Raw genomic sequence first — 22,464 nt, 5'->3', positions numbered from 1 at the left:
TTTCTGCCTGACAGCAGTAACAGGAGCATTTATGAAGCGCGATGTGGTCATTGTTTTAGATTGCGGCGCAACCAATATCCGGGCGATCGCAGTCGATCCTCAAGGTGTGGTGGTGGCGAAAGCTGTGATGCCGAACCACAGCCAACCCGATCCGGCTAATCCGCAATGGCAGTTGTGGCCGCTCGATGGCATCTTGCACAGTTTCGCTCAGTGTTGCCGCCAATTACTGCCACAGATTCATCAGGATAAGATCCATGGCATGACTGTCACTACCTTCGGTGTAGACGGTGCATTGGTGGATGCCAACGGCAAAATGCTGTACCCCATTATCAGTTGGAAATGCCCACGTACCGTGGCGGTGATGGAGAGTATCTCCCGCTATATGTCTGCTGAAAAGTTACAGCAAATATCCGGTATCGGTCAGTTCAGTTTTAACACCTTATACAAGTTGATTTGGTTACAGGAAAATCGACCCGATTTAGTTGAACAAGCCCATGCCTGGCTGTTTATTTCATCTTTAATCAACCATCGCCTCACCGGAGAATTTACCACCGACCGCACCATGGCTGGCACCAGCCAACTGTTGGATGTGAAACGTGAGCAATTCAGCAGCACGATTTTACAAAAGATCGGTATTCACGCTGATTTATTCCCACCAATGGTGGCCGCCGGTGAAATCATTGGTCAGCTACTGCCAGATATCGCCGCAGAGTTAGGGTTACCCGCGGGTTTGCCGGTGATATCAGCCGGTCACGATACCCAGTTTGCATTATTTGGTTCGGGTGCCGATTTGGATCAACCGGTACTGTCATCAGGTACCTGGGAAATTCTGATGGTTCGGACCCCAAAAGTGAATACGACACTATTGCCACAATTTGCCGGTTCCACTTGTGAACTTGATAGCTGCCCAAGGTTGTTTAACCCAGGTTTGCAATGGCTGGCTTCAGGGGTACTGGAATGGGTGCGGCAGTTGTATTGGCATAACGAAGCCAGTGCCGAGGTCTACCAGCAAATGATTAGTGAAGCTGAGGCTATCGTACCCGGGGCAAACGGCATACGTATGAATTGCAACCTACTGGGCAGTGCTCAGCATCATCAATCGGGCGGCTGGCAAGGGGTCTCGCTGGCGGCGCGGCGCGGGCATTTTTACCGTTCTGCGTTGGAAAGCCTTACCTGGCAGTTAAAAAGCAATCTGTCATTACTCGAAGAGATTGGTGAATTCCGTACCCGCGAACTGCTGCTGGTTGGCGGTGGTAGCCGTAATACCTTGTGGAACCAGATCAAAGCCGATGTGCTCAATCTGCCCATCAAAGTAATTGATGAAGCTGAAACTACGGTTCTGGGGGCGGCGTTGTTTGTCTGGAGTGCCACTGGCTATTACCGCAGTGCTGAACAAGCGCGGGGGCAGGTCAATTACCGCTATCAATACTATCAGCCTGGCGAGCAACAACCGCTTTATCAGGCACTGAGCGACAGCCCATATCCCATTACTGAAGGAGCCATTCATGCTTAAAACTATTTCGCCATTACTGTCACCACAACTGCTAAAAACGCTGGCAGAGATGGGGCACGGTGATGAAATAATCTTTTCGGATGCCCATTTCCCGGCGCACGCGATTGGAAAAAACGGTGGCCCGTTGGTGATTCATGCCGATGGTTTATCTGTTAGTGCATTGCTAGCGGCCACTATTCCGTTATTTGAACTGGACAGCTACGCACCACCATTGGTAATGATGGCCGCGGTGGCAGGCGACACCCTTGATGCCGCGGTTGAAAAACGCTATTTACAGGCCCTGTTTGGTAGCCAGGAAGCGTTGCCAGTGGAACGTATTGATCGTTTTGCGTTTTATCAGCGCGCTCAGCAAGCCTATGCCATCGTCATCACCGGAGAGACCGCCAAATACGGTAATATTCTGTTAAAGAAGGGGGTGACGCCTGTTTTTTAAACCCGTGATCACGTAACCTCATCCCTTTAGCCATGTACTCTTTGTTGGTATTAACTGATGTGTTGGTATTAACCAATATATTAATATCAATCAATGTATACATGGCTTTGCTGACGGAGAGGATCATGAAAGCATCTCGTCACCAGAAAATCCTGCAACATATCAAACAGCATGAAACGCTGACAACCGCAGATCTGGCTCAGTTACTTGAGGTCAGCCAAGAGACCATTCGCCGTGACTTGAACGAGTTACAGGCGCAAGGGCTGATCATCCGCCAGCACGGGCGCGCCAAAAGCATTAAGCGTGCCACCAAAGACAGCGGCGATCCTTTCACCACCCGGCTAAAAAGTCACCTATCCAGCAAAGCCAGCATTGCCGACCATGCCCTGTCACTGATTGACAGTGGCATGGTGATCGCATTGGATGCCAGTTCCACCTGCTGGTATTTAGCCAAAAAGCTGCCCGATATCGATATAACGGTGTTTACCAATAGTGTGCGGATTTGCCAGGAATTGGTGAAACACCAAAATATTGAGTTGATCAGTGCCGGTGGCCGCTTACAGCGTAAATATGCCTGCTACGTTAACCCCGCACTCTTTTCACTGCTAAAAACCATCGAAATTGATCTGTTTATTTTCTCGTGCGAAGGCATTGATGCCGACGGTACCTTATGGGATTCAAACCCGTTTAATGCCGAATTCAAGACCATGCTGTTAAAACGGGCCACGCAATCCATCTTACTGATCGACAAAAGTAAAATGTGCCGAACGGGAGAGGTAAAAATCGGGACGCTGGATGATGTAGAACAGGTCATCTCCAATGTCGATGCAGAGTAACTGATGGCGCAGACTTGCTCTACGCCGCTAAGCTGCCCTTCACCTTACTGACCGTAATAGGCTTTTGCACCATGCTTGCGCAGATAGTGTTTATCCAACAATGTTTGCTGCATATTAGCCACCGCAGGCCGAAGTTGATGAGTAAACAGGTTCATATAAGCAATTTCTTCCAGCACTACCGCGTTATGCACCGCACTGGCCGCATCGCTACCCCAGGCAAACGGGCCATGGCCATTGACCAGAACCGCCGGAATTTCCCCCGCACTTAACGCCTGATGGGCAAAGGTTTCGACAATGACATTGCCGGTTTCATACTCATAGTCGCCAGCAATTTCGGCATCAGTCATAAGGCGGGTGCATGGGATGGGGCCATAGAAATAATCAGCATGGGTGGTGCCTAATGCTGAGAGCGACTTACCCGCCTGCGCCCAAATGGTGGCGTGGCGAGAATGGGTGTGGACAATACCACCTATTTCGGGAAAGGCCCGGTATAGCACCAGATGGGTATCGGTATCGGAAGACGGTTTTTTATTTCCCTCCACCACCTTACCGGTTGCCAAATCCACCACCACCATGTCATTCACACTCATGGCCTCGTATTCAACACCAGAGGGCTTAATCACCACTAACCCGCGCTCACGATCAATACCGCTGACATTACCCCAGGTAAAAGTCACGAGCTTATATTTTGGTAATGCTAAATTAGCGTCAAAAACCTGTTGTTTTAACTGTTCTAACATGATGCCACCTCATGAAATAATATTCAGTACGGCAATTAACAATCACCAATAACGCAAATGATGTCGTTAGATTATTTAATGGCTGTAATTAAACAAGCAACTCGCTATAAATAGCCATCATTGGCAATGAGCCTAATAAATAAGAAAACTGTTAATTAAAAACAACTAACTTAAATCCGTCATTCAAAATCTATTATTCAGCCCAGGCTTTATCTATCCCCAAACATAATATCCGGCTGCAAACTAACCTAACTCTATTTATGGCTAAATTAAAGAGGATGAAAGGCGAGTCAATCATCAAACAAAAGAAATCGGTTGTATTCGGTCACAAACGGGCATACTTACCATGCCCGAATGTGTGTTTTTATTACCAAGATTGACCATTCGTAAGGCAAAGAGGCCCTTAATATGAGGTATGAATCACATTATTTATGATAATTAAATGGATCAGTAATTAATATATGTGACCTTCACCACACAATCTCAGCGAAAAATACTCCTTAAAGCAATACTTGAATTCAGTCACTGTATAAACAGCAGATAAATACCAATATACCATCATCGTATTTGAAGCCGCAGAAGTGCTACCTGCAATGCCAACCACTTCAGGTATAGCAGCATGGGTGCTACGGGTGCTACGGGTGCTTTTTAGCATTAAGCGCTAAGACAATTTTTGAGGTAAATATGTTACAAGCCGAACGCTATAAAATCATCTGTAGCCATGTGCAGCAGCAAGGCTCGGCGCTGGTAACTGAGTTATCGGTATTATGCCAGGTTTCGCGAGAAACTATTCGCCGTGACCTGACGGTGCTGGAAAAAAAGCAAAAACTGATCCGTAGCTTTGGTGGCGCGGTGGCACTGGATGGCCCTGATCTCTCCGTCATTGATATTAAAGAGACCCACTACAGCCTTAATGCTATTGATCGGGCCGAATCCTTCCGTAAACGTACGGAGGAACATCCTGATACTAAAATGAAAATTGCTAAAGCAGCATTACAATTTATCCATCCGCGCGACTGTATTTTACTGGATAACAGTAGCTCTTGCTGGTTTCTGGCACGCCAAATCCCAGACATTGAGATTACCGTCGTCACCAACTCAGTGAAGATTATCCAGGCACTGGCCTGCCGTGACAAAGTGCGCATCATTGGTATTGGCGGTGAGTATTCTGCTCGCCATGATGACTTCCATGGCCCGGTGGCGGAGAATGCTATCCGCAATTTCCAGATCAATACTTTTTTCTTCTCTTGCCAGGGTATTAATCAGGAAAGTGGGGTGCGTGATGGCAACGATATTAACGCCAAGTTAAAACAAGTTATGTTACAAGTTTCGGGCCAAAAAATATTATTGGCCGACTCCAGTAAATTTGACCAATATGCATTTTGTAAAATATGCATGTTAGATGAAGTCGATATTCTTATTACTAATAGATTAAGTTCGCAAAACTATCGCAGTGACAATCCAAAATTAAATATTATTGAATCAGATAAATAACAAAATTATTCATCAGAATAATAGCGTCAACACCAGTGAAACAGTCACACAATAAGAATAAGCCAAGCTGCTTTGCTTTCTCTCTTTATATATACAAAGCAGGACGTCTTGATGCTTTCTAAAATTGTTCTTTCAGAGGATTTAATAATGAAAAAGTTAATCTTACCCTGCTTAATAACCACATTAATAGCTTCCCATGCCGCTTGGGCGGATGACAGTAAAGTGCCACAAAAAGCCAATAAACCATTCACTATCGGTGTAGTGGTTACCCAATGCTGAAAAACACCGGATATTGAGAGCGCGTTTTGACAAATTTAAGTGCATTGCCGAGGCGTTAAGCAGAGTCATGTAGCGGCATCACAGGCAGAATTTAGTAAAAATACAATAACATCATCCTGCCAGAACCACCGATAAGTGCGGAAAATGAGATCCACCCGTTATAAAGAGGGTGGAGCCGTCGCCTCGCACTGACAATCTATAGTAAAATTCTTGTTAAAGTCATACTAAAAAATATCGGCTTGGTTCTTCTATCGATTACTAACGATTGTTTCTGTTATCGAACGCTTTCGCTAACTGATGTTGAATGTGAGAAAAATATGTCAAACAAACCGTTCCACTATCAGGATCCCTTCCCGTTAAAGGAAGATGATACTGAGTATTACCTTGTCAGTAATAATCACGTCTCGGTTACCCAGTTTGAAGGCCACGACATGCTAAAAGTCGAGCCAGAAGCCCTGACCCTCCTCGCCCAACACGCTTTCCACGATGCCTCATTCCTGCTACGCCCCGCTCACCAAAAGCAAGTTGCCGCTATTTTGGATGACCCAGAAGCGAGCGAAAATGACCAATATGTTGCTCTGCAATTCCTGCGTAATTCGGAAATTTCCGCCAAAGGGATTTTACCGACCTGTCAGGATACCGGCACCGCAATTATCGTCGGCAAAAAAGGCCAACGTGTTTGGACCGGTGGCAATGACGCAGAAGCCCTGTCACGCGGCGTGTATAACACCTTTATTGAAGATAACCTGCGCTACTCGCAAAACGCGGCGCTGGATATGTACCAAGAAGTGAACACCGGCACCAACCTGCCAGCACAAATTGACCTGTACAGCACTGAAGGCGAGGACTACAAATTCCTGTTCGTCACCAAAGGTGGCGGTTCAGCCAACAAGACTTATCTGTATCAGGAAACCAAGGCGCTGCTGTCTCCGGGCAAGCTGAAAGAGTATCTGGTCGAGAAAATGCGCACCTTGGGTACCGCGGCCTGCCCGCCATACCATATCGCCTTTGTGATTGGTGGGACGTCGGCTGAAAGTACCCTCAAGACCGTCAAGTTAGCCTCAACCAAATATTATGATGGTCTGCCGACTGAAGGGAATGAGCACGGGCAAGCTTTCCGTGATACCGCGCTGGAACAAGAGCTACTGGAAGCGGCACAGGACTTAGGTTTAGGCGCGCAGTTCGGCGGCAAATACTTTGCTCATGATGTGCGGGTGGTGCGTTTGCCGCGTCATGGTGCATCCTGCCCTGTCGGGATGGGGGTCTCCTGCTCTGCCGACCGTAATATTAAAGGCAAGATTAACCGCAAAGGGATTTGGCTGGAAAGGCTAGAGCAAAACCCAGGGAAATATATTCCTGAGCATTTGCGCCAGAGCACCGAAGGCAAAGTGGTTAAAATCGACCTTAACCGCCCAATGGCCGATATCTTAAAAGAGCTGTCTCAGTATCCGGTATCAACCCGTCTGTCACTGAGTGGGACGATTATTGTTGGCCGTGATATTGCCCATGCCAAATTAAAAGAACGGTTGGATAACGGTGAAGGTTTGCCGCAATACATTAAAGATCATCCGATCTACTACGCCGGGCCGGCCAAAACACCGGAAGGTTATGCATCAGGTTCCCTCGGGCCAACCACCGCGGGCCGCATGGATTCCTACGTGGACCTTCTGCAATCCCACTGCGGCAGCATGATCATGCTGGCAAAAGGCAACCGTAGCCAGCAAGTGACCGATGCCTGTCACAAACATGGCGGCTTCTATTTGGGCAGCATTGGCGGCCCAGCCGCAGTATTGGCACAAAACAGCATTAAGAGTCTGGAGTGTGTGGAATATCCTGAACTGGGTATGGAAGCCATCTGGAAAATTGAAGTGGAAGACTTCCCAGCCTTTATCTTGGTAGATGATAAAGGTAATGATTTCTTCCAACAGATCCAGGCATCAAGATGTAACCGCTGCGGTTAACATTAAAATCCAACCTCGGTGGTTTCGCCGGGGTTGGATTTATTACAAATAAAAAGTTTACAAATAAAAAATTTACAGATAAAAAGCAGATAAAATTTCGAATAGTTTTTAAGCACCCCACTGGTGCAATTTATTAACCTCCGCCATTCTCTTCGCTATGCTCTACATGGATAATCTCGCCATTTTGCTTTTCATCATCCACAGTTAGCGCCGACCACCAGCCCCAAACGAATGAACCATTTACGTGCAACGTAAAGCCCTGATTTAGTGCAACGAATTTCAATTTTACTATTTGATTTTTATTGAAAATTCTTCGTTGACAATAACTCTGATTACTTTTTATAGTGACCCTGACTTCTCCGCAAGAACGCCAACGTTGTCGGCTTGTGGTTATGGCAATAGAGCCCTCGCAATGTCATCTGACTTTGCCGGGCTTTTTTTTTGGCTTTTTTTCAGACCCACTTTTTTAACCAATATCAGGGGTACTTATGTCCAGAATAAAACGGTCAAGAATAAAATGTCATTACGCTGCGCTCTCAATCGCGCTGGCAACTGCATTTGCCGTGACCTACTCAGGTATGACGATCGCGGCAGAAAAACCGGTGAAAATTGGTTTATTGGAAGATGCTTCCGGTAACTTTGCTTTGCCGGTTATTCCCAAAATTCATGCCACAGAACTGGCAGTAGAAGAAATCAATGCCAAAGGCGGCATACTCGGACGCCCAATCGAGTTGGTCAAATACGATACGCAATCCGATAACACCCGCTTTCAACAAATGGCTCGCCGCTTAATTAAAAATGACAAAGTAGATGTGATATTCGGGGCGTTTTCCAGTGCCTCACGCGAAGCTATCCGCCCGATAATGGATCGTGAAAAGCAGCTCTATTGGTATAACAATCAGTATGAAGGCGGCGTGTGTGACTCCAATGTTTTCGTCACCGGCGCCGTGCCTGAACAGCAGTTCTCAACCCTGATCCCGTGGATGATGGAGAAGTACGGCAAAAAAGTTTACACCATTGCTGCCGACTATAACTTCGGGCAAATCTCGGCTGAATGGGTGCGCAAAATTGTGGAAGAGAATGGCGGCACCATGGTGGGTGAGGAGTTTATCCCGCTGAGTGTTTCGCAATTTGGTCAAACCATTCAGAACATCCAGAAAGCCAAACCTGATTTCGTGATGACTTTGCTGGTCGGGGCGAACCAATCTTCTTATTACGAGCAACAAGCCGCAGCAAAATTGAACTTGCCGATGGGGAGTTCAGTTAACGTCGGCCAGGCTTATGAACACAAACGCTTTAAAGCCCCGGCACTGAAAGATATGTATATCACGGCTAACTACATTGAAGAGGTGGATAGCCCCGCCAGTAATGATTTCAAACAGCGTTTCCACGCCAAATTCCCGAATGAACCGTACATCAATCAGGAAGCGGCCAATGCCTACGACGCAGTTTATCTGTACAAAGCGGCGGTAGAAAAAGCAGGCAGCACCGATATGGACGCAGTGCGTAAATCACTGGAAAGTGGTGATATCTGTACCGATGGCCCTTCAGGAAAAGTCTGTATCGATCCGAAAAGCCATCATTTGAGCCACACCATCTATCTGGCTCATGTCAAAGATGACCACTCAATCGAGATCCCGAAAGTGTGGGCCGATATCAAACCGTATTGGTTGGGTGAAGCCGGTTGTAACTTGCCGGTGAAACCGGATAACAGCCAATACACGCCATCATCTCCGCCGAAAAAGGCCTAAACCACGCTAATGACAAAGCTATTGATAGCTTGGTGAGTGAAGGGGTGACCACACCTCGGGGCGCTCCGGTGGCTTACGCACTTGTATTTGAAACTAAGAGCGACCCCAACGGCACGTTTCCCCTTCATTTGACTTTGTCAGCAGTTTGAACGGGCTATTTTATAGGGAAGTCACTGCTTGAGCGGGCTTCCCTGTGTTATCCATTTTCAATAGTGTCAATCAGGACACCAGAGATTGCCAAACGATGTTAACGCTATCCTTTCTCTATTCGGTGATTTATCAGTTTGGCGATAACTTCGCCTATCTGGTGCTGGCAGCACTGGGGCTGGCGGTTATTTTTGGCATGATGGGCGTGATAAATCTGGCACATGGCGAATTCATTATGTGTGGTGCTTATGTCACCATCCTGATGAACAAAGCAGGCTTGCCACTGCCTTTTGCCATGCTCGCCGGTACCTTAGCGGCGGCGTTCTTCGGCGGGGTGGTCGAGCGCCTTGTGGTGCGCCATCTCTATAGCCGTTTGTATGATTCGGTGGTGGTGACATGGGCTATCAGCCTGATTGTGCAGCAAAGTATGTTGCTGATCGCCGGTCCATCACTGGAGGGATTGTCTACGCCTTTCGGCTCTTTCACCCTTGGCGAATACTCGTTTGCCACTTACCGCGCATTACTGCCCTTTTTCGCCATTACCATATTAATGGTGCTCTATTGGTTGTTCTTCCACACCAATTACGGCGTCTGTGCCAGAGCTACCATTCAAAACGCCCGCATGGCCTCCTGCCTGGGGTTAGAAACTGATCGTATTTATACCCTGACATTCGCGCTGGGCGCAGGGCTGGCGGGGCTCGCAGGTGCCATTTATGCCCCGACGCTAACCGCCGTACCCACCATGGGCAGCAGCTTTATTGTTCAAGCCTTTGTTTCGGTAGTGGTCGGTGGCGCCAATGTACTTGTTGGCACCATTCCTGCAGCAATTGCCTTAGGTGCGATACAAACCGGGCTGAACTCCTGGTATGGGCAACTGGCGGGGCAAATTGGCTTACTGGTCACCGCTGTCTTGGTTATCCGCTTACTGCCTAACGGTATTGGCAGCCTGTTTACCCGTAACCGCTAGGAGCCTAATGTGACAATGACCTCTGTTAATTTATCGACGGTGAAGCAACGCACGCCGTCCACCACTCGGCTGGCGGCACTGTTAATTCTGGCCGGCGCACTCGCGCTGCCGTTAGTGGTCGATAGCGCCATGATAGGCGACTTCTCCTACTTCCTACTCTGGACCTTCTGTGCCATCGGATTGGCCGCAATGTGGGGGCATGGCGGCATTTTATCTTTCGGGCAGACCGCCTTCTTTGGCCTTGCCGGTTACACCTATGGCGTGATGACGCTGAATTTTGGCGATGGGGTACTCTCCACCTGGTCGGGTCTGGTCATGGCACTGCTAGTGGCTGCCACCGTGGCGGCGGCACTGGGTTATCTGATGTTTTACGGCGGGGTGACCGGTATTTTTATCGGCATTGTGACGCTCTCTTTCACGCTGGTATTGGAAACCTTTATGTCCCAGACCGCTGGCCCGCAATGGGCTATCGGCAGCGCGCGACTGAATGGGTTTAATGGTATGTCAGGTATGCCGCCACTCTCCCTACCGTGGTTTGGCGGCGAATTACTGACACTGGAAGGCAATGCGTTCTACTACCTGATTATCGTGCTGATCGCGGGGGTTTATTGGGCTGTTCGGCGCTTATTGCGCTCCGATTTTGGCCTGACACTGGCCTCTATCCGTGAGAACCCACGTCGGGCAGAAATGCTCGGTATTGATATCCGCCGCTATCAATTACTGGTGTTCGTGCTGGGTGGCGTGCTCTCCGGGTTATCCGGCGCACTTTATACCCTGTGGGGTTCTTACATTACCCCCTCTTCCATGGGGCTAACCGCCGCCGCGATGCCGGTTATCTGGGTAGCGACCGCTGGGCGTAAAAACATTTTCGGCACGGTGGTCATCACTGCCCTGCTGGTGTGGTTATCCCAATGGTTGGCTATCTATGGCAGCGAATACGCCATGATTTTGCTGGGTGCCATTTTGCTGTTTGTAGTGCTGGCCGCCCCTAATGGCCTATTACCTTGGCTGGCAGAGAAAATCACCCGCTTATCTGCCGCACGTCAGAAGAAAGGGGAATCGCTATGAATCAGGTATCACAGGATTTGATCCTCGAAACCCGTGGGCTGAGTAAGCGCTTCGGTGGCATTCAGGTTATCAATAAGGTCGATTTGCAAATACGTCGCGGTGAAGTGCGCTGTGTCATTGGCCCGAATGGCGCCGGTAAAAGTACCTTTTTCAAATTACTGACGGGTGAACATACGCCAAGTGATGGGGATATCCGTTTCTTCAATCGTCGGCTGAATACTTTAGCACCGTTTCAGCGCATCAGGATGGGCATGAGCATTAAGTTTCAGATCCCCGGTATTTTCCCTGAATTGACCGTTGAGCAACATTTGCAATTATCACTCAGCCACTTACGCCCAGAGGTTCGCTCACAAGCGGTCAGTGTCGATGAGCTACTCGAGCGCTTTAAGCTCAGCGCTGAATACCATCAGTTGGCCGGTAACTTGTCTCACGGCAAAAAACAGTGGCTGGAAATTGCGATGGCTGTGTCGCTGCAACCGACGTTGCTAATGCTTGATGAGCCGGTGGCGGGCTTATCTATTGATGAAACCTATCTCACTGGCGAGCTGATTAAGCAGATGCAGAGTGATGGTCTGACGCTGATGGTAGTGGAACACGACATGACATTCGTGCGCCAGATTGCCTCACAAGTCACGGTCCTCCATGGCGGGCAGGTTTTTGCTGACGGCAATGCCGCCGACGTGTTGGCCCGTGAGGATGTGGCGGATATCTATTTGGGGAAAGCGGTATGAATAACGTGGTGTTGCAAATAGAGGGGCTGACCGGCGGTTATGGCGGTGGGCAAGTGCTTAATGGCGTAACACTGCAACTGCACGCCGCAGAAGTCTTAGGTTTGATTGGCCGCAATGGGGTGGGGAAAACCACACTGATGCGCACTTTAATTGGCGCGGTACCGACGAAACAAGGCAGCATTTTGTTGGGCGAGACTGACATCACCCTAGCCTCACCGCAGCGCCGTGCCCGCTTGGGGATGGGTTACGTCCCGCAAGGACGTGAAGTGTTTGCTGGTCTGACGGTGGCGGAGAACCTGCAAGTCGGCATGCAGTTTGTACGAGAACACCGTGAGTTTGCTAAAGACTTGCTGGAGCGGGTGCTGGATTACTTCCCCATCTTGCGCCAAAGACTCAAACAAAAAGCCGGCACCATGAGTGGCGGCGAGCAACAACAATTGGCTATCGCCAGAGCCTTGGTCGGCTCACCCAAAGTATTACTGTTGGATGAACCCTCGGAAGGTGTTCAGCCCTCTATCGTCAATATCATTGCCGATACCCTGGTGCGCATTGCCCGCGAACTGCATGTGGCGGTGATTCTGGTTGAACAGGATATCGCGATGATCCAGCGGGCCGCACAACGGTGCGCGGTGATGGACAAAGGCCAAATAGTAGAAAACCTGACCCAACAACAACTTTCTGATGATCTTTTAATGCGCCGTCATCTGGCTTTGTAACCGGATGCCCTTATTACGTGGAGAATTGCTAATGAAATGGCTGGAAGAATCAATCATGGTCAAACGCGGTGTCGGTGCTGGACGTAAACCGGTGACCCATCATCTGACCGAAGAGATGCAAAAAGAATTTCACTATACCATCGGCCCCTACTCAACACCGGTGCTGACCATTGAGCCGGGTGATCGGGTGATTGTCGATACCCGCGATGCCTTTGAAGGTGCCATTAGCTCAGAGCAAGATATTCCGAGTCAACTGCTCAAAATGCCCTTTCTCAACCCGCAAAATGGCCCGATCATGGTCAATGGTGCCGAGAAAGGGGATGTGATTGCAGTTTATATCGAATCCATGTTGCCGCGTGGCGTTAACCCGCACGGCATCTGTGCCATGATCCCCCATTTTGGCGGGCTGACCGGAACAGATCTAACCGCCATGCTCAATGACCCACTGCCAGAAAAAGTGCGCATGATTAAGCTCGACAGCGAAAAGGTCTACTGGAGCGAGCGCCACACCCTGCCCTATAAACCTCACATTGGCACCCTAAGTGTGTCGCCAGAAATTGACTCAATCAATTCACTCACGCCGGATAATCACGGCGGAAATATGGATGTCCCGGATATCGGGCCGGGGAGTATTACTTATCTGCCGGTGCGCGCCCCCGGAGGACGCCTGTTTATTGGTGATGCTCATGCCTGTCAGGGGGATGGGGAGATTTGCGGCACCGCGGTGGAGTTCGCCTCAATCACCACCATCAAAGTGGATTTGATTAAGAACTGGCAACTCTCCTGGCCACGAATGGAGAACGCCGAAACCATCATGAGTATCGGCAGTGCGCGCCCGTTAGAGGATGCCACCCGCATTGCTTATCGCGACCTGATTTACTGGCTGGTGGCCGATTTTGGCTTCGAGCAGTGGGATGCCTACATGTTACTGAGCCAATGCGGCAAAGTGCGGCTGGGCAACATGGTCGACCCGAAATACACCGTCGGCGCGATGCTTAACAAAGAACTTTTAGCGCAGTAAAAACAGCTAGCACAGTAAACATTCTAGACCCTAAATAATTCGAGTTGCAGGAAGGCGGCAAGTGAGTGGCAAATCAGCCAGGAACCGATTTGAACGCTGTTTGCAGCGGCCTCGCAGAGGCGAGGCCCATGGACGGGCCGAGTAACGAGGGCAGCCAACCCCCTGCAGCTTGAAGTATGACGGGTATTCATCGAGTTTGGATAAGCAGGTGCCTATGAGTTCAGATACACCGGTCAACATTGGCTTACTGTACTCCTTCAGCGGTGTGACGGCGGCACAAGAGCTGTCGCAATGGCGGGGAGCAACACAGGCTATTGCCGAAATTAACCAAAATGGCGGCATCAACGGCAGGCCACTGAATGCGATTCATTTTGACCCACAATCTGACGATACGCAGTTCCGTGCCTTGGCCGAACAATTGATCGTCGAACATGAGGTTAATGTGATTTTTGGCGGCTACACCTCCAGTAGCCGTAAAGCCATGTCACCCGTCGTCGAAAAGTACCGTCGGCTGCTGTTCTACTCGCAACTGTATGAAGGTTTTGAGTTTTCGGAGAATATCTTTTACGGCGGCGCGGCACCTAATCAAAACTGTGTACAACTGGCGGACTATCTCACCGGGCAGTTTGGCGCGCGGGTTTATTTGATTGGCTCCCGTTATATTTACCCTTATGAATGTAATCGCAACATGCAGGAGTTAATTCTGCAACGCCACGATGGCGCGGTCATTGGCGAACGCTATTTAGATCTGAATGCACCTTATGAGGCGTTTCTGCCCATCATTGAGGAGATAACCAAAAAGCAGCCCGACTTCATCTTCAGTACCGTGGTAGGTCAAACAGTCCCCTTTTTGTATCAGGCTTATCAGGCTGCGGGGCTGGATCCTGGCCGCATGCCAATTGGCAGTCTGAATACATCAGAAACCGAGATTGCCATTATGGGGGCACAAGTGGCACAGGGCCATTTCAGTTCAGCCCCCTATTTCCAAAGCATTAGCACCAAAGCAAATCAATCAGCACTTAAACAATTCCATCAACAATTTGGGCCGGGACTCACCACCGACATGAATTGGGAAGCCACTTACAGCCAGGTGCATCTGTTTGCCAAAGCCATGGCAGAATGCGGCAGCGACCATATCTTCCCGCTGTCTGCCGCACTGCGTGGGAGCCAATTTGATGCCCCTCAAGGCCGCATTCGTATTGACCCACTGAATCAACATACCGGACTGTATCCACGCATTGGTATGGCGAATGAGCATGGGCAATTTACCATCGTGCAGGAGTCTCGCCGTATCGTCGAACCCGACCCCTATATGACCAATCAGATTCAGGGCGATTGGGTCACGAAGTTAACGACAGTGGGGTATCCACATGCGACCTAGCGATAGCAGAATCAGTGCGACCGCCCTATTACTCAGTCGTGGGATCCGTTGTGTGGTGTTACATCCCGACGACGAAGACGGTGCCACCCTCACCAATCATTTACGCCGAATGGGGTTTAAGGTTCAGGCTTTCTGGCCTACCCCTGAGCAACTCCCCGCCGATACGGATCTGATTTTCTATGCATTACAGTCAGATAACCCGGAACCAGATGTGTCATGGCTCAACCCTAACAAACATGCCCTGATAGCAGTTATTACCTATGAAAATCCGACGTTTATTGATCAAGCACTCAATATGGGCGCGGGCACCTCGATAACCACTCCCATTCGTGCCTCAGGCTTATTGTCAGCCATGGTGTTTGCTTTACACCATGCCCAACAGCAGCGGCAGATGAGTGATCGAATCGAACGGCTGGAGAAGAAAGTGCTCGGGGTTCGCCAGGTCAGTGAGGCCAAAGCCATCCTGATGCGGATGCACAGCATTGGTGAAGAGCAGGCTTACGACATCCTGCGCCATCAGGCCATGGATAAGCGCATTACCGTCGAAGAGATCTCGTGTGCATTGATTCAGGCCAACGATATTTTCTCTTGGACCACCCCAGCTGCTGCTAATAGCCGGAAGAATTGAGTTTAATTGCCGCTATATGCCGAACCTAAAACTTATTATTTATGAGGATAATCATGTCGATAACGCCTTTTCTTGCAGCCACAATTCAATTTGAACCCTTAATGTTTGCCAAAGAAGCGAATGTGCGTCAGTTACTGGCATTGGTTGAACAGGCGGCACAGAAAGGTGCTCGTCTGATTACCACGCCAGAAATGGCGACCACCGGTTACTGTTGGTTTGATCGACAAGAGATTGCGCCCATGGTCGAAACCGTCCCCGGTGAGAGCACCGCCCGCTTTGCGCAACTGGCACAGCGCTATCAATGCTATATCGTCTTAGGGATGCCAGAAGTGGATCCGCAAACAGCGCTGTATTACAACAGTGCGGTACTCATCGGGCCACAGGGGGTGATTGGCTGCCATCGCAAAAGCCACCCCTATATTTCAGAGCCTAAATGGGCTGCTGCGGGTGACGTCGGGCATCAAGTGTTTGATACACCGCTGGGACGTATTGGCATGCTGGTGTGTATGGATATTCATTTTCCCGAAACGGCCCGTCTGCTGGCACTGGATGGTGTTGATGTCATTTGCCATATCAGCAACTGGCTGGCAGAGCGCACTCCGGCCCCTTACTGGATCAGCCGGGCCATGGAAAATGGCTGCTATCTGTTGGAAAGCAACCGCTGGGGATTAGAGCGCGGCGTGCAATTTAGCGGTGGCAGTTGCATCATTGAGCCTGATGGCAACATTGCTGCGGTGGTGGATGGCGGCGATGGAATTGCTTATGCCGAAATTGACATCAGCCGTAGCCGTCAGCGTCAAGTGTTAGGCGAGTTAGTGTTTGAGCAGCGCCGCCCTGACTATTATCACGCGCTATTAAGTGACAGTTTTTTGTGGAACCCACAGGATTTCTTTGGGCTTTACGGGCAACGGCCGTTGCCACCCGGTAAGCAGAGCCGGATCACGGTAGCGCAGTTCTCCCCAACAGAACGGGTGGAGGACAATTTGGCAGCAATTACCGCCCTGACAGAAGAGGCGGTGTTACAGCAAGACAGTGAGCTTATCGTGTTCCCGGAGTTATCCCTGACCGGTTATCTCGCGGGTGCGGCTCAGGCCCAAACACCAGAAAGTCCCGCGGTGCAGGTGCTGGCTCGTCTGGCTATAAAGTTACGGGTATATCTGGTAGTAGGAATGGCCGAAAAACAGCAAGATAAGTGCTACAACACCCAGATTCTATTGGGGCCGGAGGGGGTCATTGGCACCTATCGGCAAATACATCTGTCTCGAGCACATCAAGCGTGGGCTAGCGCTGGGGAGCACTGGCGCGTATTTGATACTGCGCTCGGAAGAGTCGGATTGCTGCTGGGCCATGATGCACTGTTACCCGAATCAGCACGTATTTTGGCCCTGATGGGATGCGATATTATCGCCTGTTCCGCCGCACTTCCTGCGGGGTTCACTGCTGCGCATGCGGGCAGTGTCGTGGTGCAAAACTATCCGATTCCAATGGGAGCCGACCCGCTACACTGGCACTTATTCAGAACCCGCGCGGGGGAAAATAATCTTTATCTGGCCTTTGCCAATGCTGTCGATGACCTCAATCAGCAAGGAGGATATAGCGGAATATTCGGGCCGGAAACCTTCACTTTCCCACGTCTTGAGCGGCTGCTGTGGCAAGAAACGCAAGCCGTAACACAAACCATTAATACCGCGTCTCTCGCCGGCAGCCCCTACCCAACCAATGTAGTGCGCCGTAAAGATCTGGTCACCATGCGCCAGCCCCATCACTACAAACCGTTACTGAATTAGTCCCTCTCCCTGACTAACCTCGGATAAGTATTACCGGGGTTAGTGCTATAACCGCGCCATTCTGCACATATGTGCAAAACCAACCACATCACGCAAAATAAAAATGTGATCACAATCCAAATTTTGTCGTCAAGATCGTTGCTGCACACAAAAACCCTATTTCAATTTATTTAATATAAATCAATTCATTAAATATGAATGCACATCTGTGCAATAACTAAAGTGGGTAATAGCGTTTGAATTGGTTTTTTATGGAAGATATTGGAAGTTATTCGTTATATTGTGCTTTTGACTTCAAAAATGGAAAGTGATTATATCAAGCCATAGATAACTTAATGACATTTGCACAAATGTGCAAGAGGTTGAAAATGGAAAAGAGCGACGATCTGCGCCTGATGGTGAAAATTGCACAAATGTATTACGAGCAAAACTTCACGCAAGCGGAGATAGCACGCGCGCTCGGTATTTATCGCACCAGTATCAGCCGAATGCTAAAAAAAGTACGCGAACAGGGCATTGTTACTATTTCAATCAATTATAACTATAACGAGAATCTGTTACTGGAACAGCAGTTGAAGTCGCGCTTTAAATTACGTGAGGCGATTGTCGTCTCTTCAGAGCATGATCAATCGCCAGAACATCAGTTGATATTAATGGCAAAACAGTGTGCCGCATTGTTGAACCGAATTATTGAAAATGGCGATATTCTCGGCTTCTCTTGGGGCAGTGCAATTGCCACCCTGATTGAGCAAATGGATATATCACCGGTATCGCGTCAGTTAACCTGTATCCCAATGGTGGGTGGCCCCTCAGGTAAGCTGGAAAGCCGTTATCATGTGAATACCCTGGTTTATAGCGCCGCAATGAAATTAAAAGGCGAGTCATTGTTGATCGATTTCCCGGCAATTCTGGAAAAAAGTGTTATCCGTGATGGCATTGTGCAATCTCAGCATTATCAGGCTATCGCTGACTATTGGCAGCGGCTGGATATCGCTATATTCGGTATTGGTTCACCCAATATCTCGGGGAATTCCACCTGGCGCGCTTTTTATGGCAGTGATGTTATTGATCACTTTAATGACCGACAGGTTGCTGGCGATATTTGTTCACGTTTTTACGATTTGCAGGGCAACCCGGTGGAAACCTACATTAGCGATAAGACGATCACTATCGACTTAGAGAAAATTAAAAAAGCCCGTTATTCCATCGGTATTGCGCATTCCCATGAAAAAATCAGCGGGATCATCGGAGCAATTAAAGGAAAGTATATTAATAGTCTGGTGACCACGAAAGAAACTGCTGAGGAGATACTCAAACTAACGGCATAAAAAGCAGCTAAAGAAATACAATGAGGAAAAGCTTACTGTCAGTCATCATTAACCTTTCCTCTTTATATCAAAAACAACTCAATTAATTGCGCCTTAGGGTGTATGGCTGAGTATTAGCAAAATTCAGAACAGCAGGGAATTTCTATGAACGATTGGCTTAATTTAAAAGATAAAGTTGTCATTGTAACCGGTGGTGCATCAGGGATTGGCTACGCTATTGTGGAAGAGTTACTGGCGGCAGGTGCCAAGGTGCAATTAGCCGATGTTAATAAACTTGACGGTGGCATTAAAAATAATCCACAGCTGAATTTTATTCAATTGGATATTTCAGACCGTAGCAGTGTACAGACTGCAATTGATAATATTCTAACCCAACATGGGCATATTGATGCATTAGTTAATAATGCCGGGATTAATCTCCCCCGTCTGCTGGTCGATCCGAAACAGAGCCACAGCCAATATGAACTGAAAGATAACGAATTTGAAAAAATGGTAAATGTGAATCAGAAAGGGGTGTATCTGATGTCACAAGCCGTGGCACGCAATATGGTTGAGAATAAACGCGGTGTCATTATTAATCTCACGTCGGAAAGTGGATTAGAAGGCTCTGAAGGACAAAGCTGTTATGCCGCAACTAAAGCCGCACTATATAGTTTTACCCGCTCCTGGGCCAAAGAACTGGGAAAATACGGTATCCGTGTGGTGGGCGTCGCCCCGGGTATTTTGGAGAAAACCGGTTTGCGCACCCTGGATTATGAAGAAGCACTGGCCTACACCCGTAATATAACGGTTGAGCAGTTGCGTGACGGTTATACCAAGAATGCCATTCCAATTGGCCGGGCTGGAAAACTATCAGAAGTGGCTGATTTTGTGACTTACTTATTATCCGAACGTGCCAGCTATATTACCGGCGTTACCTACAACATTGCCGGTGGTAAAACCCGAGGCTAAACAGGAGGCATGATGGTTAGTGTCATTTTTTGCGCTCACGGTGATTTAGCGGTTTCAATGCTTAACTCCGTCAATATGGTGTATGGCGAAACACAAAATATTACCCCGCTGTTATTTAACCGTGGTGAAAATGCCGAAGATTTAGTGACAAAAATGCAGGATGTGATGGCACATAGTGACAGTTGCTCTTGGCTGATTGCGGTTGATTTGCAAGGTGGCAGCCCATACAACGCTGCCGCACGGTTGGCATTCAACAATCACAACATTCAAGTTATCAGTGGGTTATCACTACCACTGGCACTGGAAATTGTCGATAACCAGCACTCGATGGCAGTAAGAGAATTGGCTGATTACTTACTGGAAATCGGCGCGCAGTGTGTGCAGTCATTCCACCACTTACAGAATGTCGAAGAAGAAGAGGCCGACTTTATATGAAAATCAATCTGGCAAGAATTGACGACCGGCTGATTCACGGTCAGGTCACCACGGTATGGGCGAAAGAGGCCAAAGCTGGGCGGATTATTATCTGTAGCGACGAAGTCTATAACGATGATATTCGTAAAACGTTATTAAAACAGGCAGCACCTCCGGGAATAAAAGTAAACGTGGTTAATATAGAAAAAGCCGTCGCGGTTTACCACAATCCTAATTACAGTAATGATACCGTGTTTTATTTATTTACCAATCCGACCGATGTTTTGCGCCTGGTGGATCAAGGTGTGAAGATTGAAGTTATTAATATTGGTGGCATGGCATTTAAACAAGGTAAAAGGCAATTAACTAAAGCAGTATCAGTTGATCAGGAAGATATTAAAGCCTTTTATGCATTAGCTGAACGTGGCGTACATTTGGATTTACGGGTAGTCACTTCCGACCCACAGGTAGATGTGATTAAAAAAATACGTGAACTGGAGTCTAAATAACGACATTTAACACAACCGACAAATAATAACTCAGGTTTTATTAAACATTTAAATCCGATTACTCAACCTGGGTAATGAAACTATTTAATGATAATCCATGGCGATAGTGGCCAGGGTTAATAGGAATATATTGCCGAAAGGGGTCCACCATGGAAATAAGTTTAGTACAGATAATCTTAATCTTTATTTTCTCATGCATCGCCGGTATGGGCAGTGTGCTGGATGAATTTCAAACTCACCGGCCATTAATCGCCTGTACCATTACTGGCCTGATCCTCGGTGATATGACCACCGGCGTGATTCTCGGCGGTACCTTGGAATTGATCGCCCTCGGGTGGATGAACGTCGGTGCGGCGCAATCCCCCGACTCCGCCCTCGCCAGTATTATCTCAACCATTCTGGTGATTGTCGGCCATCAAAACATTGCCACCGGGATTGCTATCGCCCTACCCGTGGCGGCAGCCGGTCAGGTGCTGACAGTGTTCGCCCGTACCATTACCGTGGTTTTCCAGCACGCAGCAGATAGGGCCGCAGAAAAAGCCAACTTTGCCATGATCGACTTAATGCATGTCTCAGCCCTACTGGTTCAGGCTCTGCGCGTGGCGATACCGGTTTTGATCGTATCCATCTTTGTCAGTGCCGATACCGTCAGTCACATGCTCAGCGCGATTCCAACCGTGGTCACCCATGGGTTACAAATCGCGGGCGGATTTATTGTGGTGGTCGGTTATGCCATGGTACTCAACATGATGGGCGTGAAATACCTTATGCCCTTCTTCTTCCTCGGTTTTATTGTCGGTGGCTACCTTGGTTTCAGCCTGCTCGCCTTCGGTGGCATCGGCCTGATTATTGCCTTGCTATATATCCAGTTAAATCCTCTGTATCAGAAACCGGCGGCTCCTGCGACGTCAGCCAGCCACACCAAACTTGATGAATTAGAAGATTAGGAGACGCTGAAATGAGCACACCTCACAAACAATTAACTCGCTCTGATCTGTTTAAAATGTTCTTACGCAGTAACTTACAACAAGCCTCTTTTAACTATGAACGTATCCACGGCTTAGGTTTTTGCTATGACATGGTGCCCGCAATCAAGCGTTTGTACCCACTGAAAGAAGATCAGGTTGCTGCCTTAAAACGTCATTTAGTGTTCTTCAACACCACTCCCGCCGTCTGTGGCCCGGTTATCGGGGTGACGGCGGCGATGGAAGAAGCGCGAGCCAATGGGGCCGACATTGATGAAGGGGCAATTAATAGTCTGAAAGTCGGGTTAATGGGGCCATTGGCCGGAGTCGGTGACCCATTGATCTGGGGAACCTTACGCCCAATCACCGCAGCCTTGGGGGCCTCGCTGGCGCTAAATGGCAATGTACTAGGCCCGATACTGTTCTTCTTATCCTTCAACTCTGTTCGTCTGGCATTGAAATGGTTTGGCCTGCAATACGGCTTTACCAAGGGAGTCAATATCGTCAAAGACCTTGGCGGCAATCTGCTACAAAAACTGACGGAAGGCGCGTCCATTCTGGGCCTGTTTATCATGGGGGTTTTGATCACCAAATGGACCAGCATCAATGTGCCACTGGTGATTTCGAAAACACCGGCACAGGACGGCAGCACGGTAACCATGACGGTGCAAAACATTCTGGATCAGCTCTGTCCCGGCCTGTTGGCACTGGCACTAACCCTGTTAATGATGCGATTACTCAAACGTAAAATTAACCCTATCTGGCTTATCTTCTCCTTGTTTGGCCTTGGTATTTTAGGCTCATGGCTTGGCATTCTTTCCTGATTTATGCCGGGGAGATTTTT

The 22,464-nt window shown here is 48.7% G+C and carries 21 protein-coding genes and 1 pseudogene; 21 read left to right on the top strand and 1 reads right to left on the bottom strand.

The genetic code is table 11. The annotated features are described in order from the left end of the window. Positions 1-31 precede the first annotated feature (31 nt). From fucK to fucR, 3 genes are all read left to right on the top strand, one after another. On the top strand, positions 32-1,513 hold the full coding sequence (fucK, locus tag V1956_RS06835; protein ID WP_420074480.1) for an L-fuculokinase: 1,482 nt from the start codon (positions 32-34) through the stop codon (positions 1,511-1,513). Beyond that, entirely contained in the window at positions 1,506-1,946 is a 441-nt protein-coding gene (gene fucU / locus V1956_RS06830) for an L-fucose mutarotase (protein ID WP_442824938.1), read from the top strand. Before fucK ends, fucU begins: the two co-directional genes overlap by 8 nt. 101 nt (positions 1,947-2,047) lie before the next feature. Further along, positions 2,048-2,782: an L-fucose operon activator gene (fucR, locus tag V1956_RS06825; RefSeq protein ID WP_372558101.1), complete on the top strand. Its 735-nt coding sequence runs from the start codon at positions 2,048-2,050 to the stop codon at positions 2,780-2,782. A gap of 44 nt (positions 2,783-2,826) precedes the next feature. Here fucR and V1956_RS06820 read toward each other — a convergent pair whose 3' ends face one another. Further along, positions 2,827-3,522: an L-ribulose-5-phosphate 4-epimerase gene (locus tag V1956_RS06820; protein ID WP_372558100.1), complete on the bottom strand. Its 696-nt coding sequence runs from the start codon at positions 3,520-3,522 to the stop codon at positions 2,827-2,829. Positions 3,523-4,206: 684 nt separating this feature from the next. Between V1956_RS06820 and V1956_RS06815 the strand changes: the two genes are divergently transcribed. The 18 genes and pseudogenes from V1956_RS06815 to V1956_RS06730 all read left to right on the top strand — a co-directional run bounded on the left by V1956_RS06815 (position 4,207) and on the right by V1956_RS06730 (position 22,444). Further along, positions 4,207-5,016 carry a DeoR/GlpR family DNA-binding transcription regulator gene (locus tag V1956_RS06815; protein ID WP_442824937.1) on the top strand — a complete coding sequence of 270 codons (810 nt, stop codon included), beginning with the start codon at positions 4,207-4,209 and terminating at the stop codon, positions 5,014-5,016. Between the two features lie 147 nt (positions 5,017-5,163). Further along, positions 5,164-5,283, top strand: a pseudogene (locus V1956_RS06810) (autoinducer 2 ABC transporter substrate-binding protein); the annotation flags it as partial. Between the two features lie 329 nt (positions 5,284-5,612). Then, on the top strand, positions 5,613-7,256 hold the full coding sequence (fumA, locus tag V1956_RS06805) for a class I fumarate hydratase FumA (RefSeq protein ID WP_442824936.1): 1,644 nt from the start codon (positions 5,613-5,615) through the stop codon (positions 7,254-7,256). Between the two features lie 584 nt (positions 7,257-7,840). Next, on the top strand, positions 7,841-9,007 hold the full coding sequence (locus V1956_RS06800) for an urea ABC transporter substrate-binding protein (protein ID WP_019080392.1): 1,167 nt from the start codon (positions 7,841-7,843) through the stop codon (positions 9,005-9,007). 244 nt (positions 9,008-9,251) lie between these two features. Next, positions 9,252-10,121: an ABC transporter permease subunit gene (locus V1956_RS06795; protein ID WP_442824935.1), complete on the top strand. Its 870-nt coding sequence runs from the start codon at positions 9,252-9,254 to the stop codon at positions 10,119-10,121. 9 nt (positions 10,122-10,130) lie between these two features. Beyond that, positions 10,131-11,189 carry an ABC transporter permease subunit gene (locus tag V1956_RS06790; RefSeq protein WP_442824934.1) on the top strand — a complete coding sequence of 353 codons (1,059 nt, stop codon included), beginning with the start codon at positions 10,131-10,133 and terminating at the stop codon, positions 11,187-11,189. Continuing rightward, the gene (locus V1956_RS06785) at positions 11,186-11,920 is read left to right on the top strand and encodes an ATP-binding cassette domain-containing protein (protein ID WP_372558096.1); all 735 of its coding nucleotides are present in this window, start codon (positions 11,186-11,188) and stop codon (positions 11,918-11,920) included. Before V1956_RS06790 ends, V1956_RS06785 begins: the two co-directional genes overlap by 4 nt. Further along, the gene (locus V1956_RS06780) at positions 11,917-12,636 is read left to right on the top strand and encodes an ABC transporter ATP-binding protein (protein ID WP_372558095.1); all 720 of its coding nucleotides are present in this window, start codon (positions 11,917-11,919) and stop codon (positions 12,634-12,636) included. Before V1956_RS06785 ends, V1956_RS06780 begins: the two co-directional genes overlap by 4 nt. Before the next feature lie 31 nt (positions 12,637-12,667). Further along, on the top strand, positions 12,668-13,657 hold the full coding sequence (locus tag V1956_RS06775) for an acetamidase/formamidase family protein (RefSeq protein WP_004389165.1): 990 nt from the start codon (positions 12,668-12,670) through the stop codon (positions 13,655-13,657). A gap of 214 nt (positions 13,658-13,871) precedes the next feature. After that, positions 13,872-15,038, top strand: a complete 1,167-nt coding sequence (locus V1956_RS06770) for a transporter substrate-binding domain-containing protein (RefSeq protein WP_372558094.1) — start codon at positions 13,872-13,874, stop codon at positions 15,036-15,038. Beyond that, positions 15,028-15,666 (top strand): ANTAR domain-containing response regulator, encoded by a 639-nt coding sequence (locus V1956_RS06765; RefSeq protein WP_372558093.1) that lies wholly within the window; start codon positions 15,028-15,030, stop codon positions 15,664-15,666. The genes V1956_RS06770 and V1956_RS06765 overlap by 11 nt, the downstream gene beginning before the upstream one ends. A gap of 53 nt (positions 15,667-15,719) precedes the next feature. Further along, positions 15,720-17,453: a nitrilase-related carbon-nitrogen hydrolase gene (locus V1956_RS06760; protein ID WP_442824933.1), complete on the top strand. Its 1,734-nt coding sequence runs from the start codon at positions 15,720-15,722 to the stop codon at positions 17,451-17,453. A gap of 368 nt (positions 17,454-17,821) precedes the next feature. After that, on the top strand, positions 17,822-18,781 hold the full coding sequence (locus V1956_RS06755; RefSeq protein ID WP_083160323.1) for a sugar-binding transcriptional regulator: 960 nt from the start codon (positions 17,822-17,824) through the stop codon (positions 18,779-18,781). A gap of 144 nt (positions 18,782-18,925) precedes the next feature. After that, entirely contained in the window at positions 18,926-19,732 is an 807-nt protein-coding gene (locus V1956_RS06750) for an SDR family oxidoreductase (protein WP_372558091.1), read from the top strand. 12 nt (positions 19,733-19,744) lie between these two features. Further along, a complete protein-coding gene (locus tag V1956_RS06745; protein WP_372559831.1) occupies positions 19,745-20,167 on the top strand; it encodes a PTS sugar transporter subunit IIA in 423 nt (140 codons plus the stop codon). After that, the gene (locus V1956_RS06740) at positions 20,164-20,655 is read left to right on the top strand and encodes a mannose/fructose/sorbose PTS transporter subunit IIB (protein ID WP_372558090.1); all 492 of its coding nucleotides are present in this window, start codon (positions 20,164-20,166) and stop codon (positions 20,653-20,655) included. The genes V1956_RS06745 and V1956_RS06740 overlap by 4 nt, the downstream gene beginning before the upstream one ends. Positions 20,656-20,804: 149 nt before the next feature. Beyond that, positions 20,805-21,602 carry a PTS mannose/fructose/sorbose transporter subunit IIC gene (locus tag V1956_RS06735; RefSeq protein ID WP_442824932.1) on the top strand — a complete coding sequence of 266 codons (798 nt, stop codon included), beginning with the start codon at positions 20,805-20,807 and terminating at the stop codon, positions 21,600-21,602. Positions 21,603-21,613: 11 nt separating this feature from the next. Then, on the top strand, positions 21,614-22,444 hold the full coding sequence (locus V1956_RS06730; protein ID WP_442824931.1) for a PTS system mannose/fructose/sorbose family transporter subunit IID: 831 nt from the start codon (positions 21,614-21,616) through the stop codon (positions 22,442-22,444). The last annotated feature ends 20 nt before the right edge of the window (positions 22,445-22,464 follow it).

This window comes from Yersinia sp. 2540 StPb PI, from assembly GCF_052217165.1.
Lineage (GTDB): Bacteria > Pseudomonadota > Gammaproteobacteria > Enterobacterales > Enterobacteriaceae > Yersinia > Yersinia enterocolitica_E.
The sequence above is the reverse complement of the archived record's forward strand: the minus strand, read 5'-3'. Positions and strand labels throughout refer to the sequence as shown.